At 70.3% G+C, this 15,040-nt stretch carries 10 protein-coding genes; 4 read left to right on the top strand and 6 right to left on the bottom strand.

The genetic code is table 11. The features are described from left to right. The first annotated feature begins 47 nt into the window (after positions 1 to 47). On the top strand, positions 48 to 374 hold the full coding sequence (locus tag AB0M08_RS31690; protein ID WP_364501172.1) for an STAS domain-containing protein: 327 nt from the start codon (positions 48 to 50) through the stop codon (positions 372 to 374). 44 nt (positions 375 to 418) lie between these two features. On the opposite strand, the gene AB0M08_RS31685 is transcribed toward AB0M08_RS31690, so the two are convergent. The 5 genes from AB0M08_RS31685 to AB0M08_RS31665 form a co-directional block, all read right to left on the bottom strand. Continuing rightward, positions 419 to 1,216, bottom strand: a complete 798-nt coding sequence (locus tag AB0M08_RS31685) for a hypothetical protein (RefSeq protein ID WP_364501169.1) — start codon at positions 1,214 to 1,216, stop codon at positions 419 to 421. Further along, positions 1,213 to 1,716 carry a SigE family RNA polymerase sigma factor gene (locus AB0M08_RS31680; RefSeq protein ID WP_364501349.1) on the bottom strand — a complete coding sequence of 168 codons (504 nt, stop codon included), beginning with the start codon at positions 1,714 to 1,716 and terminating at the stop codon, positions 1,213 to 1,215. Before AB0M08_RS31680 ends, AB0M08_RS31685 begins: the two co-directional genes overlap by 4 nt. An 86-nt stretch (positions 1,717 to 1,802) precedes the next feature. Beyond that, positions 1,803 to 3,311: a pectate lyase gene (locus tag AB0M08_RS31675; protein ID WP_364501166.1), complete on the bottom strand. Its 1,509-nt coding sequence runs from the start codon at positions 3,309 to 3,311 to the stop codon at positions 1,803 to 1,805. A gap of 91 nt (positions 3,312 to 3,402) precedes the next feature. After that, positions 3,403 to 3,951 carry a response regulator gene (locus AB0M08_RS31670; protein WP_364501163.1) on the bottom strand — a complete coding sequence of 183 codons (549 nt, stop codon included), beginning with the start codon at positions 3,949 to 3,951 and terminating at the stop codon, positions 3,403 to 3,405. Next, positions 3,944 to 8,341 (bottom strand): HAMP domain-containing protein, encoded by a 4,398-nt coding sequence (locus AB0M08_RS31665; protein ID WP_364501161.1) that lies wholly within the window; start codon positions 8,339 to 8,341, stop codon positions 3,944 to 3,946. Before AB0M08_RS31665 ends, AB0M08_RS31670 begins: the two co-directional genes overlap by 8 nt. Positions 8,342 to 8,452: 111 nt before the next feature. On the opposite strand from AB0M08_RS31665, the gene AB0M08_RS31660 reads away from it, so the two are divergent. Both AB0M08_RS31660 and AB0M08_RS31655 read left to right on the top strand, forming a co-directional pair. Further along, positions 8,453 to 10,501 carry a SpoIIE family protein phosphatase gene (locus AB0M08_RS31660; RefSeq protein ID WP_364501159.1) on the top strand — a complete coding sequence of 683 codons (2,049 nt, stop codon included), beginning with the start codon at positions 8,453 to 8,455 and terminating at the stop codon, positions 10,499 to 10,501. A gap of 41 nt (positions 10,502 to 10,542) precedes the next feature. Continuing rightward, positions 10,543 to 11,160 (top strand): dihydrofolate reductase family protein, encoded by a 618-nt coding sequence (locus AB0M08_RS31655; protein WP_364501156.1) that lies wholly within the window; start codon positions 10,543 to 10,545, stop codon positions 11,158 to 11,160. Here AB0M08_RS31655 and AB0M08_RS31650 read toward each other — a convergent pair. Continuing rightward, positions 11,157 to 12,284 (bottom strand): FAD-binding oxidoreductase, encoded by a 1,128-nt coding sequence (locus AB0M08_RS31650; RefSeq protein WP_364501153.1) that lies wholly within the window; start codon positions 12,282 to 12,284, stop codon positions 11,157 to 11,159. The genes AB0M08_RS31655 and AB0M08_RS31650 overlap by 4 nt on opposite strands. A 70-nt stretch (positions 12,285 to 12,354) precedes the next feature. Between AB0M08_RS31650 and AB0M08_RS31645 the strand changes: the two genes are divergently transcribed. Beyond that, positions 12,355 to 14,469: a S9 family peptidase gene (locus AB0M08_RS31645; protein WP_364501151.1), complete on the top strand. Its 2,115-nt coding sequence runs from the start codon at positions 12,355 to 12,357 to the stop codon at positions 14,467 to 14,469. The last annotated feature ends 571 nt before the right edge of the window (positions 14,470 to 15,040 follow it).

Raw genomic sequence — 15,040 nt, 5'->3', positions numbered from 1 at the left:
CCGCGCCCGAGGGGCTGATCCGCCCCCGAGAGGATAGGCTGACCTGCGTGGAGCGACCCGAGCTGTCCATCACGGTTCAGCGCGCCCCCGACGAGGTCACGATGCAGCTCGCCGGGGAGATCGACGTGCTCACGGTCACCGAGCTGTCCACCCTCGTCAACGATCTGCTCGCCGCCGAGCCGCCCACCCGCATCGTCCTGGACATGGCGGGCGTGACGTTCTGTGACTCGCAGGGGCTCGGCACGCTGGTCGTGCTCAGCCGGAAGGCACAGCACAACCAGTCGGTGCTCTCGCTGGCGAACGTCGGCGACTTCCTGATGCGGGTGCTCGACATCACCGGGCTCCGCTCGGCCCTCATGATTAGCACGAGCTGACGATAGCCCCGGTCGCCTGTGGACCGGCTGAAAGTCCCCGGGTCCTACTCGAACGCGCCGGTCACCGCGAGATCGGCGCCGGACTCGCTGGTGGCGGTCGCGCCGTAGGCGTCCGCAGTCGCGTCCCTGCCGCCCTCGGCGTAGGTGTACCGCGCGAAGAACGTGTACGTCCCCGGCTCCACGCTGTCGCCGGAGGAGAGCACGAAGTGGTAGACCAGCGCGTCCGCCTCCTCGGTGACGCTGCTGTTCACGCTCGCGCCGGGCACCTGCTGGCTGCCGCCCCGCGAGGCGAGACCGTCGGTCTTCGTCACCCGGATGATCACCTCGAGCGCGGTCAGCCGCTCGGTGGTCTTGATGGTCACGACGCTGTTCGCCTGGGTCTCGCCGCCCACGTCGACCGAGCCGTCGGACCAGAGCGGTCCCTGCGAGGGGCCGGCCACCGTGGCGGAGGCGCTCGGCGAGGCCGACCTGCTGGGCTTCCGGTCGCTCGACGACGTGGTCGCCGGAGCGCTGCTCGGAGCCGTCGAGGCGCCCGCCGACGGCGGCGCGCTCTCGGTGACCGCGGGTGCCACGGACGCGGTGACCGCCGGAGGCGGGGGCGGCGGGGTCCGGTCATCGCCCATGCCCCCCGCGAGCGCCCACTGGGCGAAACCGCCGCCACCGACGACGGCGGCCACCGCGACCGCGGCGCCCGCGATCCTGATGCGCGGACCGCGGCGCCTGGCCGCCTCGTTGCGCATCGCCGTACGTGTGAGCCGGTCCAGCATCGCGGCCCGGTTCGGCTGGTGGGCCGCTGCCTCCGCGCGCAGAACCGCGCGCAGCTCGTCCTCGCTGAGCATCATCGCGCCGCCTCCCAACCGTTGATTCGAGCCAGACTTCCGCCGAGCAGCTCGGCCAATTGCTTCGCACCGCGCGAGGTCGCGCTCTTCACCGCACCCTCGGAGATCCCGAGCGTGATCGCGACGTCGCGCTCGGACATGTCGAACGCGTACCGCAGCACCACGCAGGCGCGCCGCCGGTGTGGCAGCCGCCGCAGGGCACTGCGGACGTCCAGCACCACCGGCACGTCCGATTCCGGGGCCCGTTTCAGGACTTCCAGGGAGAAGAGCCGTTCCCTGCTCCGCTTACGGATCCAGTTGCGCGCGAGGTTCATCAGGATGCCGTGGCCGTACGCCCCCGGGTCGTCCGCCGCCTGGACCCGGTCCCAGTGCCGCCACACCTCGGTCATCGCGTCGGCCGCCAGATCGTCGGCGGTCGACGCGTCACCGGTCATCAGGTATGCCAGCCGCGACAACGAGTCGTGGTGCCGCTCGAAGTACGCGTGGTAGGCGGCGTCGCGCATCGGCACCCTTCGAGTCACGTACGGACCTCGCATCGTGGAAAGCGGTGGCCGCCGGGTTCCCTCCCGGCCCCGGCGGCCACCGGACATCACTTGAAGGTGATGTCGGAATCCGAGAATTTGCAGAAGGTGCCGTCGGCGCCGGTCCCGAGCTCGGTCGGCTCGGCGCCGGTGCTGTTGCCCTTGAACCGGACGCAGACGTCCAGATCGTCGGCGTCCACCACGGTGATGTTGGAGAGCGTCGCGGTGTCGCCGTAGTTCGAGTTGATCCCGACCAGGGCCTTCGCGTCACCGGTGGCGATCACGTTGTCCATGATCACCGTGCGCTTGTACTGGGTCGAGCAGTTGCCACAGGAGCGGTAGAGCTTGCCGTAATCCTCGACCTGGAAGTTCTTGATGGTGACGGTGCCGCCGCCGTTGTGCTGGAAGACCTTGTCGTCGGCGCCCTTGGCCCCGCCGCCGTTGACGGTGACGACGACCGAGTTGCCGCCGCGGAAGGTCGCGGCGTCCTCGCCGACGTTCTCCCACCAGACGTTGGTCAGGGTGCAGGAGCCCTTGCAGTGCACGCCGTCGGCGGCCGGGTCGCCCAGGATGACGTTCGACAGGGTGGCGCCGTCGGCGAGCTCGAAGAGCGGACCCTGGTCCTCGTCCTGCGAGTCGGTGCCGAGGTCACCGCTGCCGTAGTAGCGGACGTTCGCACCGTCGAAGGAGCCGGAGACCTCGATGGTCTCGGTGACCGCCTTCGAGCCGGTCGCGGTCGGCCAGGTGGTCGACGCGGTCGCGGTGGCGCTCGCCGTCGCCGTCGCGGTGGCGGTCTTCGTCGCGGACGCCGTAGCGGTCGCGGTCGCCGTCTTGGTGGCGCTCGCGCTGGCCGACGCCGTCGCGGTCTTGGTGGCGCTCGCGGTGGCCGAAGCCGACGCCGACGCCGACGTGGTGGCGGTCGAGGTCGAGACCGGGCTGACCGCGACGTCGTCGAACTCCGCCGACGCGTAGCTGGTGACCAGGCCGATCCGGCCCTTGGCGGTGAGCGTGCCGGTGCCGCCGCCGATCGCGGTGCCGTCCAGATAGCCGGTGATCGTGCTGCCGGAGGCGTCGATGCGCAGGGTGTGCCAGGCGGTGACGCTGCCGGCCGAGGCCGAGGCGAGCGTGGTGACCGTGCTGCCCTTGACCGACTGCAGCGCGACCTTGCCGGTGCCGAGCAGGGCGAGCCGGTACATGGTCGACGAGCCGCTGGCCCGGGTCGCCACGCCGGCGAGCCCGGTGCTGCCGACGCTGACGCCCTTGACCCTGGCCTGGACCGAGTAGTCGCTCCACGACGTCTCGCCGGCGAAGACCCGGGCGAGCTCGCTGGTGGCCTTGGACTGCTGGTACACCTTGGACCCGTCGGAGACGACGGCCCAGGTGCCGCCGGACTTCGCCCAGTCGCCAGCGCCGTCCTCGAAGTCGTCGCTGAAGAGCGTGCTGGCCGAGGCGGAGGGGACGAGGACCGCGACGAGCGCGGTGACCGCGCCGGCGGCGCCCGCGGCGCCGAGACCCGTGATCATCCGGCGACGACGCCGGCGGGCGGCGAACTCGTCGTCGGGATGTGCGTGCCGCATGTTGCTCCCTAGCTCCTGGGGGAAGACTCTCGACCGCTTGTGGTGCGGGCGATCAACTTCGTTGCCCCAGGTGACCCAGGTCACATCCAGCTCAACTGCCCCAGCGGGCCTTCTCCAGCAGATCCAGCGCGTCGGCCGCGGCGGACTCCCCGCCGGCACGCAGCACCCGGGCCGCCTCGTCGACGGTCTCGGTCAGTCGCTGCCACTGGGCGTCCCGCTCCCGGGTCGCGTCGGCCTGCGCCCGGAGCTGCTGATTCTTCGTCCAGAGCTCGACGAAGACGGAGACCTTGGCGCGCAGCACCCACGGGTCGAAGGGCTTCGTGAGGTAGTCCACGGCGCCGACCGCGTAGCCCCGGAGAGCCAGCTGAGCGTCCCGGTCCGCGGCGGTGAGGAAGAGGATCGGCACGTGCCGGGTCCGCTCCCGCCGCTTGATGTGGCTGGCCGTCTCGAAACCGTCCATGTTGGGCATGTGCGCGTCCAGCAGGATCACCGCGAAGTCGTCGGTGAGCAGCTGCTTGAGCGCCGCCTCGCCGCTCTCCACGGCCACCGGGGTCACCGGCAGGCCCTGCAGGATCGCCTCCAGGGCCAGCAGGTTGTCCCGCCGGTCGTCGACCAGCAGGGCCTTGGCGCGCTCACCCACGCGTGCTCCCCTCCGCGTTCACCCAGCGCGCCATCAACTCGATCAGCTCGTCCAGGTCGACGGGCTTGGTGATGTAGTCGCTGGCGCCGGCGGCGATGGCCGACTCCCGGTCACCGGGCATCGCCTTCGCCGTCAGGAACACTACCGGTAGGTCCCGGAAACGCTGATTCCGCCGGATTCCCCGGGTCGTCTCGTACCCGTCCTGATCCGGCATCATCGCGTCCATCAGCACGATGTCGACCTCGGGATGCTCCTTCAGCTGGCGTACGCCGTCCACCCCGTTGTCCGAGTACAGGACGTTCAGGCCGTGCATCTCCAGGGCACTGGTCAGGGCGAACACGTTGCGTACGTCGTCGTCGATGATCAGCACGGTGGCACCGTCGAGCGCCCGGCCGGCCGGGTTGGTGGGCGGCGGCGGCTCCTCCTGCCGGGGCGTGACCAGCGGCGGCATGTCCATCAGCGGCATCGAGAACGGCGCCGTGGGATGGACCGGGATCGCCTTGGCCGGGCCGCTGGGCAGCGCCGGCATCGGGATCGCGTCCGGCACCAGGGCCTCCGGCATGTAGAGCGTGAAGGTCGAACCTCCGCCCGCCACCGAGACCACGGTGATCGTGCCGCCGAGCAGGGCCGCGAACTCCCGGCTGATCGACAGGCCCAGGCCGGTGCCGCCGTACTTGCGGGTGGTGGTGCCGTCGGCCTGCTGGAACGGCTCGAAGATGATCGCCAGCTTCTCGTCCGAGATGCCGATGCCGGTGTCGGTGACCGCGAACGCCACCACCTGCCGGGAGGCGACCAGCGAGGGTACGTCCAGGTCGGTATCCCGGGAGGCGGCGTAGATGCTCAGCGTCACCGAGCCGGAATCGGTGAACTTGACCGCGTTGGAGAGCAGGTTGCGCAGGATCTGCTGAAGCCGCTGTGGGTCGGTGACGATCGAGTCGGGCAGCTCGGGCGCCACGTCGACCCGGAACTCCAGGCCCTTCTCCTCGGCCTGCGGCAGGAACGCCTGCTCGACGTAGCTGCGGATGCCGTCGAAGTCGACCACGTCCGGCTCGACGTCCATCCGGCCCGCCTCGATCTTGGACAGGTCCAGGATGTCGTCGATCAGCGAGAGCAGGTCCGAGCCCGCACTGTGGATGGTCCGGGCGAACTCGATCTGCTTGTCGGTCAGGTTCCGGTCGGTGTTGTCGGCCAGCAGCCGGGCCAGCAGGAGCAGGGAGTTGAGCGGCGTACGCAGCTCGTGGCTCATGTTGGCGAGGAACTCGGACTTGTAGGTGTTCGCCCGGGACAGCTGCTGCGCCTTCTCCTCCAGGCCGAGCCGGGCCAGCTCGATCTCCCGGTTCTTCAGTTCGATGTTGGCCTTCTGGTCGCTGAGCAGCTTCGCCTTGTCCTCCAGCTCGGCGTTGGTGCGCTGCAGCTCGGCCGACTGGTCCTGCATCTCGCGGGCGAGCCGCTGCGACTGGGCGAGCAGCTCCTCGGTACGCCGGTTCGCCTGGATGGTGTTGAGGGCGACGCCGATCGTGGCGACCAGCCGCTCCAGGAACGTCAGGTGCAGCCCGGAGAACGCGGCCACCGAGGCGAACTCGATCACGCCGAGCATCTCGCCCTCGAAGAGCACCGGGAGCACGACCAGGTCGTTCGGCGGCATCGCGAGCAGGCCGGAGCGCATCGTCAGTATGCCGTCGTGGGTGGCGCGGACGCGTATCGTCCGGCGGGAGACGGCGGCCTGGCCGACCAGTCCCTCCCCGGGGCCGAAGGTGACCTCGTGGTCGCGGGCCACGTACCCGTACGCCGCGGCCAGCCGCAGCCGCATCACCGCTTCCTCGTTGTCGACCAGGAAGAACGCGCCGAGCTGCGCGTCCACCAGCGGCGTCACCTCGGTCATGATCATGCGGCAGACCTCGCCGACGTCCCGCTGGCCCTGGAGCAGACCGCCTATCCGGGCGAGGTTCGAGTCGAGCCAGCCCTGCTCCGCGTTCGCCTTGGTGGTGTCGCGGAGCGTCACGATCATCTGGTTGATGTTGTCCTTGAGCTCGGCGACCTCGCCCTGGGCCTCGACCGCGATGCTCTGGGTCAGGTCGCCCCGCGTCACCGCGGTGGAGACCTCCGCGATGGCGCGTAGCTGGATGGTGAGCGTCGACGCGAGCTGGTTGACGTTGTCGGTCAGATCGCGCCAGGTGCCGGCCACCCCGCGCACCTGGGCCTGACCGCCGAGCCGTCCCTCCGAGCCCACCTCGCGGGCCACCCGGGTCACCTCGTCGGCGAACGACGACAGCTGGTCCACCATCGTGTTGACGGTGTTCTTCAGCTCCAGGATCTCGCCGCGGGCGTCGACCGTGATCTTCTGCGACAGGTCACCCTTCGCCACCGCCGTGGTGACCGAGGCGATGTTGCGCACCTGACCGGTCAGGTTGGACGCCATGTAGTTGACGTTGTCGGTCAGGTCACGCCAGGTGCCCGCCACCCCGCGCACCTGGGCCTGACCGCCCAGCTTGCCCTCCGAGCCCACCTCGCGGGCCACCCGGGTGACCTCGTCGGCGAACGACGACAGCTGATCCACCATCGTGTTCACGGTGTTCTTCAGCTCCAGGATCTCGCCCTGGGCGTCGACCGTGATCTTCTGCGACAGGTCACCCTTCGCCACCGCCGTCGACACCTGGGCGATGTTGCGCACCTGACCGGTCAGGTTCGACGCCATCGAGTTGACGTTGTCGGTCAGGTCACGCCAGGTACCCGCCACGCCCCGCACCTGCGCCTGACCGCCGAGCTTGCCCTCGGTGCCCACCTCGCGGGCCACCCGGGTCACCTCGTCGGCGAACGACGACAGCTGGTCCACCATCGTGTTGACCGTGGACTTGAGCTCCAGGATCTCGCCGCGAGCGTCGACGGTGATCTTCTGGCCCAGGTCGCCCTTGGCCACGGCGGTGGTCACCGACGCGATGTTCCGCACCTGACTGGTCAGGTTCGACGCCATGTAATTCACATTGTCGGTGAGGTCTCGCCACGTACCGGAAACGCCTTTGACCTGGGCTTGTCCGCCGAGTTTGCCTTCCGATCCGACCTCGCGGGCGACGCGTGTCACCTCGTCGGCGAACGAGGAGAGCTGGTCCACCATGGTGTTCACGGTGTTCTTCAGCTCCAGGATCTCGCCGCGGGCGTCGACCGTGATCTTCTGCGACAGGTCACCCTTCGCCACCGCGGTCGACACCTGTGAGATGTTGCGCACCTGCGCGGTCAGGTTCGCGGCGAGCTGGTTGACGTTCTCGGTGAGGTCGCGCCACGTACCCGAGACGCCTCTGACCTGGGCCTGACCACCCAGCCGGCCCTCGGTGCCCACCTCCCGGGCCACGCGCGTCACCTCGTCGGCGAAGGACGAGAGCTGGTCGACCATGGTGTTGACGGTGTCCTTGAGCTCCAGGATCTCGCCCTGCGCGGCCACCGTGATCTTCTGCGACAGGTCACCCTTCGCCACCGCCGTCGACACCTGGGCGATGTTGCGCACCTGGCTCGTCAGGTTGGAGGCCATCGAGTTCACCGAGTCGGTGAGGTCCTTCCAGGTGCCCGCCACGTTCGGCACCTGGGCCTGGCCGCCCAGCTTGCCCTCGGTGCCCACCTCGCGGGCCACCCGGGTCACCTGCTCGGCGAAGAGCCGGAGCGTGTCGGTGAGCCCGTTCATCGTGTCGGCCAGCTCGGCGACCTCGCCCCGGGCGGAGACCGTGATCTTCTGCGACAGGTCGCCGCGCGCCACCGCGGTCGCCACCTGGGAGATCGAGCGCACCTGGTGGGTCAGGTTCGACGCCATGGTGTTCACCGAGTCGGTGAGGTCCTTCCAGGTGCCGGCGACGCCCCGGACGTCGGCCTGGCCACCCAGCTCACCCTCGGTACCCACCTCGCGGGCCACCCGGGTCACCTCGTCGGCGAACGAGGACAGCTGGTCCACCATCGTGTTCACCGTGCGGCCGATGCGCAGGAATTCACCCCGCAGCGGCCGTCCGTCCATCTCCAGTGCCATGTGCTGCGAGAGGTCACCCTCGGCCACCGCGCCGACCACCCGGGAGATCTCGGTGGTCGGGCGGCCGAGATCATCGATGAGTGAGTTCACCGAGCGGACGCTGTCCGCCCAGGAGCCGTCGAGGCCCTCCTCGTCGAGCCGCTCGGTCAGCCGGCCGTCCCGGCCCACGATCCGGCTTATCCGGCGCAGGTCGAGATTCTGGCGTTCCTGCAGCGAGACCACCTCGTTGAAGGCCTCGGCCACCGATCCGGCGGGACCACTGCGCCGGGGCAACCGGACCTTGAGATCGCCGCGACGGACCCGGCGCAGCGCATCCTCGAGCTCATCGAGCAGAGCGGTCTCGTCGGGCCCGCCGACGCTGGCTTCCTTGGCCGCAGTCATGCTGTCCTCACTCGCTGTTCACTGCCGGGACTACCTATCCTCTCTCGCCCGACCGGGTCAATGCGAGAGACGACTTTGTGCATACACCCACCCACGGGAGAGGATGCATGGGTGCCAGCCGAGGTCGGAACCAGGACCAGCATCCCGTCGGGTGCCGTTCCCGGAGCGTTCGTGCGCCGCGCCCGGCTCCCCAACGACCGGCGCACCCCGGCCGCGGCGCGTGCCCTGGTCCGCGAGGTGCTGGAGGAGGCCGGGCTGATCGTCCTCCTCAACGAGGCACTGCTGCTGACCACCGAGCTCTCCACCAACGCGGTGGTGCACGCCAACACGGATCTGGACATCGAGGTCACCGCCGACACCGGCGGGCTCACCGTCACCGTCACCGACTTCGCGCCCGGCCCGGTCGAGCAGCTCGCGGTCGGCCCGCGCAACGAGAGCCCGGACATCGGCGAGGTGGCCGAGCGCGGGCGTGGCCTGCTGCTGGTCGACCACTTCGCCAGCCGCTGGGGCACCGTGCACGAGGGCGACGGCAAGGGCGTCTGGTTCCACCTCGACCACCACTCGCCGGACGGCGACTCCGCGGTACGCGCACCGGCCGGCGACGAGCCCAGCCTCGGCGCGCTCACCGGACTGCTGCGCAGCGGCGCCGACCGGCATTCCGAGGACGGTCTCGGCGACCTCGCCTCCGACCTGCTCTCCCGGCTGGCCCGGCTGACCGGCGCGGCGGGCGGGGTGCTCCGGGTCGACCGCGGCGACGGGATGGGCCGCCAGCTGCTCGGACGGTACGGTCGTGCCCCCCGCGACAACGCCGACACCATCCGCGTCCCGCTGACCGTGCACCGGCCGTACACCGGTGAGCTGGAGCTGGACGCCTCCCCGATCGGGTACGCCCAGTCCCTCGCCGTGATGGTCGCCGAGCGCTTCTCCCTGCACCTGGAGAACGACCGGCTGCGCCGCGCCGACGTACGCCGCCAGACCTGGATCACCTTCCTCGCCGAGGCCAGCGAGCTGCTCGCCCAGTCCCTCGACGTGAACCTGACGATGGCCCTGATCCCGCAGCTCGTGGTCCCCCGGCTGGGCCAGTGGTGCGCGGTGCACACCACCGACGCCTGGGGCCGGCTGCAGCTCGCCGCCGCCACCCACGCCGAGGAGGGCACGCTGGCCCAGCTGCACGCCACGCTCGCCGACTCCGGCCCCGAGTCGATCCTGGCCCGGCTCGAGGAGGCGTCCCGGCTCGGTACCCAGGTGATGTTCGGCGCGCCGATGGAGGGCTTCGCGGTGCCGCTGGTCGCGCGGGGCGCCCGGCTGGGGACCCTCGCGGTGGGGCGGCATCTCAGGCACCGGCACGACGCGGACGAGGTGGCCGTCCTCGAGGACGTGGCCCGGCGCGCGGCGCTGGCGATCGACAACGCCCGGATCCACGACGAGCGGCGCAGTGTCGCCCGTACGCTCCAGGCCTCGCTGCTCCCGCCCGCGCTGCCGCACGTCGAGGGCATCGGCTTCGCCGCCGAGTACGTACCCACCGGCTCCGAGGTGGGCGGCGACTTCTACGACGTGATGCCGTTCGGCGGCGGCGGTGGCGACGACCAGTGGCTCGTGGTGGTCGGCGACGTCTCCGGCAAGGGTGTCCAGGCGGCCACCGTCACCGGCCTGGTCCGCGACGTGATCCGGATCCTGGTGGACGACGGCAAGACGCTCAGCGAGATCCTCTGGCGGGTCAACCGGACGCTGGTGCAGCGCGGCGGCGGGCGGTACTGCACGCTCGCGATGGCCTCGGTGACCCGGCACGAGGACGGCACGCTCGGGGTCTGCCTGCACCTGGCCGGGCACGACCGTGCGGTGCTGGTCCGGGCGGACGGCAAGACGTCCTTCGTCGGCGAGGGCGGCACCGCGCTCGGCCTGCTGGAGACGATCACCTCGCCGGACGCCGGGCTCACGCTCTTCCCGGGCGACTCGCTGATCTTCTACACCGACGGGGTGACCGAGCGGCGGCGCGGGCGGGAGCTCTTCGGCCCGGCCCGGCTGCGTGAGGCGGCCGCTCCGCTGGCGGGCTATCCGGCCGACGTGACGGCCGCGCGCCTGCGCTCCACCACGATCAACTTCTCGGTGGAGGAGCCGCGCGACGACATCGCGATATTGGTAATCAGGAACGACGCCTGAAAGGCCCTTTTTGTCGGCCTGAAAGTGGCATCGTGTTGGTCATGGCGAAGACGCAGTATTACACCGCCACCAGCATCGACGGCTACATCGCCGACGAGAGCAACAGGCTGGACTGGCTCTTCGAGGTGGACGAGGGCACCGAGAACCCGTTCGGCGCGTTCTTCTCCGGCATCGGCGCGTTCGCCATGGGCGCGACCACCTACGAATGGGTGCTGGAGAACGACAACCTGCTGGAAGAGCCGTCGAACTGGCACGACATGTACGGCGACGTGCCCTGCTGGGTCTTCACCCACCGGGATCTGCCGCCGGTGCCGGACGCCAACATCTTCATGATCAGCGGGGACGTCCGCCGGGTGCACGAGGCGATGCTCGTCGCCGCCCAGGGCAAGAACGTCTGGCTGGCCGGCGGCGGTGACCTGGTCGCCCAGTTCGCGGCCGAGGGCCTGCTCGACGAGATCATCCTGGGCATCGCGCCGGCCATCCTCGGCGGCGGCATCCCGGTGCTGCGCCACCGGCTCCGGGTCGACGACCTGATCCTCACCGGGGTGCAGGAGGTGGGGCAGTTCGCCTACCTCACCTACGCCGTCGGCGACGTCGCCCGGCTCGGGCGCCACCTGGTCAACGAGACCGTCACCCGACTGCCGGTCGCGCCGATCTAGAACAGGTCGTGCGGGCGCGCCATGGTGACCTCCTCGGCGACATCCGGCGGCGCGGAGACCACCACGATCTTGCCGCCGCGCGCGACCAGCACGTAGTCCAGACCCTCCACGATCGACGTGATCCGCGCCGGGGTCAGCCCGGCGGGGAGCACCGCGTGGATCGTGCCGGTACCGGCCGAACCGCGGATCGGCACCGGTTTGCCGCAGAGGTCGCGGAGCGCGTACGACACCGCCTGCAGACCGGTCGGCTCCACCGAGATCCGGATCGCGACGTCGCCGGCGGTGAAGGGGTACCGCCCCCACCAGGGCGGGACCTTGTCGGTGATGACCGCCTGCTCGCCCCAGGACTGGGTGATCTTCCCGGCCCGGCCGATCGCCTCGCCGTCGTCGCCCTCGATCAGCAGCGCGACCGTACCCGCGCCGTTGCCGGCCAGGTTCACCTCGACCGCGCTGAGCTCGGAGTCCCGCAGCAGCGCCTGGTTGACCAGGTCGGCGACCTCGGCCGGGGTGGTCACCACGCGGCCGACCCAGAGCCGGGTGGCCGGCAGCGGCTCGACGGTCAGCACCGCAGAGGTGATCACGCCTTCGATGTCGGCGATCGGCGGGCGGTCGCCCTCGCCGTCCGAGTCGGCCTCGATGCCGTCCACGTCCACGTATCCCACGCTCAGGGTCTGCTCGGCGGGGCTGTGGAAGCGGTGGCTGAGCGGGCCGGACTCGTTGACCGCGAGCATGCCGCCGATCGTGGCGCCGGGCGACGGCGGGTCGACGGCGAGCCGCTTGCCACGCAGGGCGAGCGCGGCCTGAACCGCGGTGACCGAGGTGCCGGCCGCGACGACCGCGGTGGCGCCGTGGTGGTCCCACATCCCGTTCAGCCGTCCGGTGTCGACGATCAGGTCCAGCCCGGCCGGCGGCCGACCCCAGTCGATCTTGCTGCCGGCGCCGCGCGCCCGGACGGTCAGCCCCCGCTCCCGGGCGAGGCGCAGCGTCGCGGCGACCGAGCGCGAGGTCGACGGGACGGCCACGTAACCGGCACGGCGACCGGCGACCCGGTCCACCGACCGCGCCTGGCGCGCGAAGCCCGGACCACAGATGGCCAGCAGCTCTTCGAGAAGGGACTCACTCACGTCCGAAGCCTCCCCACCAGACCGGCGTACAGAGATCCCTGAAGATCGTCCACTCTGGCATATCGTACACATGTTCGAACCGGCGAGGTCCGATCCGGTACCACGAGAAACCGGTAACGTATTTCTGGTGACGATTCCACCGGTGGCCCGCCAGGCCCCCTCCGACCGCACCTTCCACGGCGACACGGTCACCGACGAGTTCGCCTGGCTGATGGCGAAGGACGATCCGGCGACGACGGCGTACCTGGAGGAGGAGAACGCCTGGACGGAGAAGGCCACCGCACACCTCTCCGACCTGCGCGAATCGGTGTTCCAGGAGATCAAGGCGCGGACCAAGGAGACCGACCTCTCGGTGCCCAGCCGCAAGGGCGGCCACTGGTACTACTCCCGCACCGTCGAGGGCAAGCAGTACGGCATCCAGTGCCGCGTCCCGGTCCGCCCCGGTGAGACCGCCCCGCCGGTCGCAGGCGCGCGGCCCGACGAGGAGGTCCTGCTCGACGGCAACGCGCTCGCCGAGGGGAAGGACTTCCTCGCACTCGGCACGTTCGACGTCAGCCCCGACGGCACCCGCCTGGCGTACTCGACGGATTTCGACGGCGACGAACGCTTCACCCTCCGAGTGAAGGACCTGACCACCGGCGAGGACCTCGCCGACGAGGTGCCCGACACGTTCTACGGCAGCGCCTGGTCCGCGGACGGCAGCGCGCTCTTCTACATCACCGTGGACGAGGCCTGGCGCCCCAACCGCGTCTGGCGGCACGTGATCGGCGAGTCCGAGGACACCGTCGTCTACGAGGAGGCGGACGAGCGTTTCTGGGTCGGCGTCGAGCTGACCCGCAGCGAGAAGTTCATCGTCATCGACGCTCAGAGCAAGATCACCTCCGAAGTACGCGTCATCCCGGCCGACCGTCCCCACGCCGAGCCCGCGCTGATCGCCGAGCGCCGGCAGGGTGTCGAATACACAGTGGAACATCACGGCCACCGTTTTCTCATCCTCCACAACCGGAACGCCGAGGACTTCGCTCTCTCCTATACCTCGGTGGACGCCCCCGGCGACTGGGTCGAGCTGGTCCCGCACCAGCCCGGCACCCGCCTGGAGTCGGTCGACGCGTTCTCCCGGCACATCGTCATCTCGCTGCGCCGTGACGGGCTGACCGGCCTGCGGGTGATGTGCGACGGCAGCACCGACGCGTACGACATGGAGTTCCCCGAGCCGCTCTACAGCGTCGGCCTGACCGGCAACCCGGAGTACGACACCGCCACCGTCCGGATCGACTACACCTCGCTGGTCACCCCCGACTCGGTCTACGACGTCGACCTGGTCACCCGGAGCATGACCCTGCGCAAGCAGAAGCCGGTCCTGGGCGGCTACTCCCCCGACGACTACGAGCAGTTCCGTGAGTGGGCCACCGCGCCCGACGGCACCCGCGTGCCGATCTCGATCGTCGCCCGCAAGGGCACGGTCCGGGACGGCTCGGCGCCGGCGGTCCTCTACGGCTACGGGTCGTACGAGCACAGCATCGACCCGTACTTCTCCATCGCCCGGCTCTCCCTGCTCGACCGCGGCGTGGTCTTCGCCGTCGCGCACGTCCGGGGCGGCGGCGAACTCGGCCGGAAGTGGTATGAGGACGGCAAACTGCTGGCCAAGAGGAACACCTTCACCGACTTCGTGGCCTGCGCCGAAGCCCTGGTCCGCAGCCGCTGGACGTCGGCCGCGCGCCTGGTCGCCCGGGGCGGCTCGGCGGGTGGGCTGCTGATGGGCGCGGTCGCCAACATCGCCCCGGAGGCGTTCGCGGGGATCCTCGCCGAAGTGCCGTTCGTCGACCCGCTCACCTCGATCCTCGACCCGTCGCTGCCGTTGACCGTCACCGAGTGGGAGGAGTGGGGTAACCCGCTCGAGTCCGCCGAGGTGTACGCATACATGAAGTCGTACAGCCCGTACGAGAACGTGACGAAGCAGCACTACCCGAAGATCCTCGCGGTGACCAGCCTGAACGACACCCGCGTGCTCTACCACGAGCCGACCAAGTGGATCGCCCGGCTGCGGTCGGTGGCCCCCGAGGGGACGTACCTCCTCAAGACCGAGATGGGCGCGGGCCACGCGGGGCCGAGCGGCCGCTACGACGCCTGGAAGGAAGAGGCGTTCAACCTCGCCTGGGTGTTGGAGGTCGTCGGGGGGGCCTGACTCTCGCCCTGGGACGGTTGGGGCCGTGGGTGCGCATGCAGGGCGGTGGAGCGTCTATGCCCTGCATGCGCACCCACGGCCCCAACCTTGCATGGTTTCAGCTTGCCCTCCGGCTGTGGTCGCTGATAGCTGGGTGCATGGCTGAGCTGGGACTTCACCTCCCACCCCGTGGTCTGGCTACCGCGCGCAACCCGCCCTGAGCCCACCCCTCACCCAGGCCCAGCCAGCCGACAGTCAGGCAAATAGACCACGCCGCTCCCGCCCAGCCAGAGCAACCAGCCAAAACGCCCAGCCAGGGCAACCGGCCAGGGCAACCGGCCAGGGCAACCGGCCAGGGCAACCGGCGCGGTCTATTCGCTTGCCCCGGCAGCCAGGCCGGCCTGCGTGAGGCGCGGGCTCGGGGCGGCCCCCGCGCGGTAGCCAGACCACTCGGCGAAAGGTGAACGATCAAGCTCAGCCATGCACCCAGCTGGTGAGCAACCTGTCGCCTGGCCGAAAGCGATCACCCGGCAAGGGTGGGGCGGTGGGTGGGCACGCAGGGCATAGACGCTCCACCGCCCTGCGTGCCCAC

The sequence above is a fragment of the Actinoplanes sp. NPDC051851 genome, assembly GCF_040681165.1.
Classification (GTDB): Bacteria; Actinomycetota; Actinomycetes; order Mycobacteriales; family Micromonosporaceae; genus Actinoplanes.
The sequence above is the reverse complement of the archived record's forward strand: the minus strand, read 5'-3'. Positions and strand labels throughout refer to the sequence as shown.

Excerpts from the sequence above, each read along its gene's own strand:
- AB0M08_RS31685 (WP_364501169.1), bottom strand. The coding sequence starts at position 1,216 with ATGATGCTCAGCGAGGACGAGCTGCGCGCGGTTCTGCGCGCGGAGGCA.
- AB0M08_RS31680 (WP_364501349.1), bottom strand. The coding sequence starts at position 1,716 with ATGCGCGACGCCGCCTACCACGCGTACTTCGAGCGGCACCACGACTCG.
- AB0M08_RS31675 (WP_364501166.1), bottom strand. The coding sequence starts at position 3,311 with ATGCGGCACGCACATCCCGACGACGAGTTCGCCGCCCGCCGGCGTCGT.
- AB0M08_RS31665 (WP_364501161.1), bottom strand. The coding sequence starts at position 8,341 with ATGACTGCGGCCAAGGAAGCCAGCGTCGGCGGGCCCGACGAGACCGCT.
- AB0M08_RS31655 (WP_364501156.1), top strand. The coding sequence starts at position 10,543 with ATGGCGAAGACGCAGTATTACACCGCCACCAGCATCGACGGCTACATC.
- AB0M08_RS31645 (WP_364501151.1), top strand. The coding sequence starts at position 12,355 with ATGTTCGAACCGGCGAGGTCCGATCCGGTACCACGAGAAACCGGTAAC.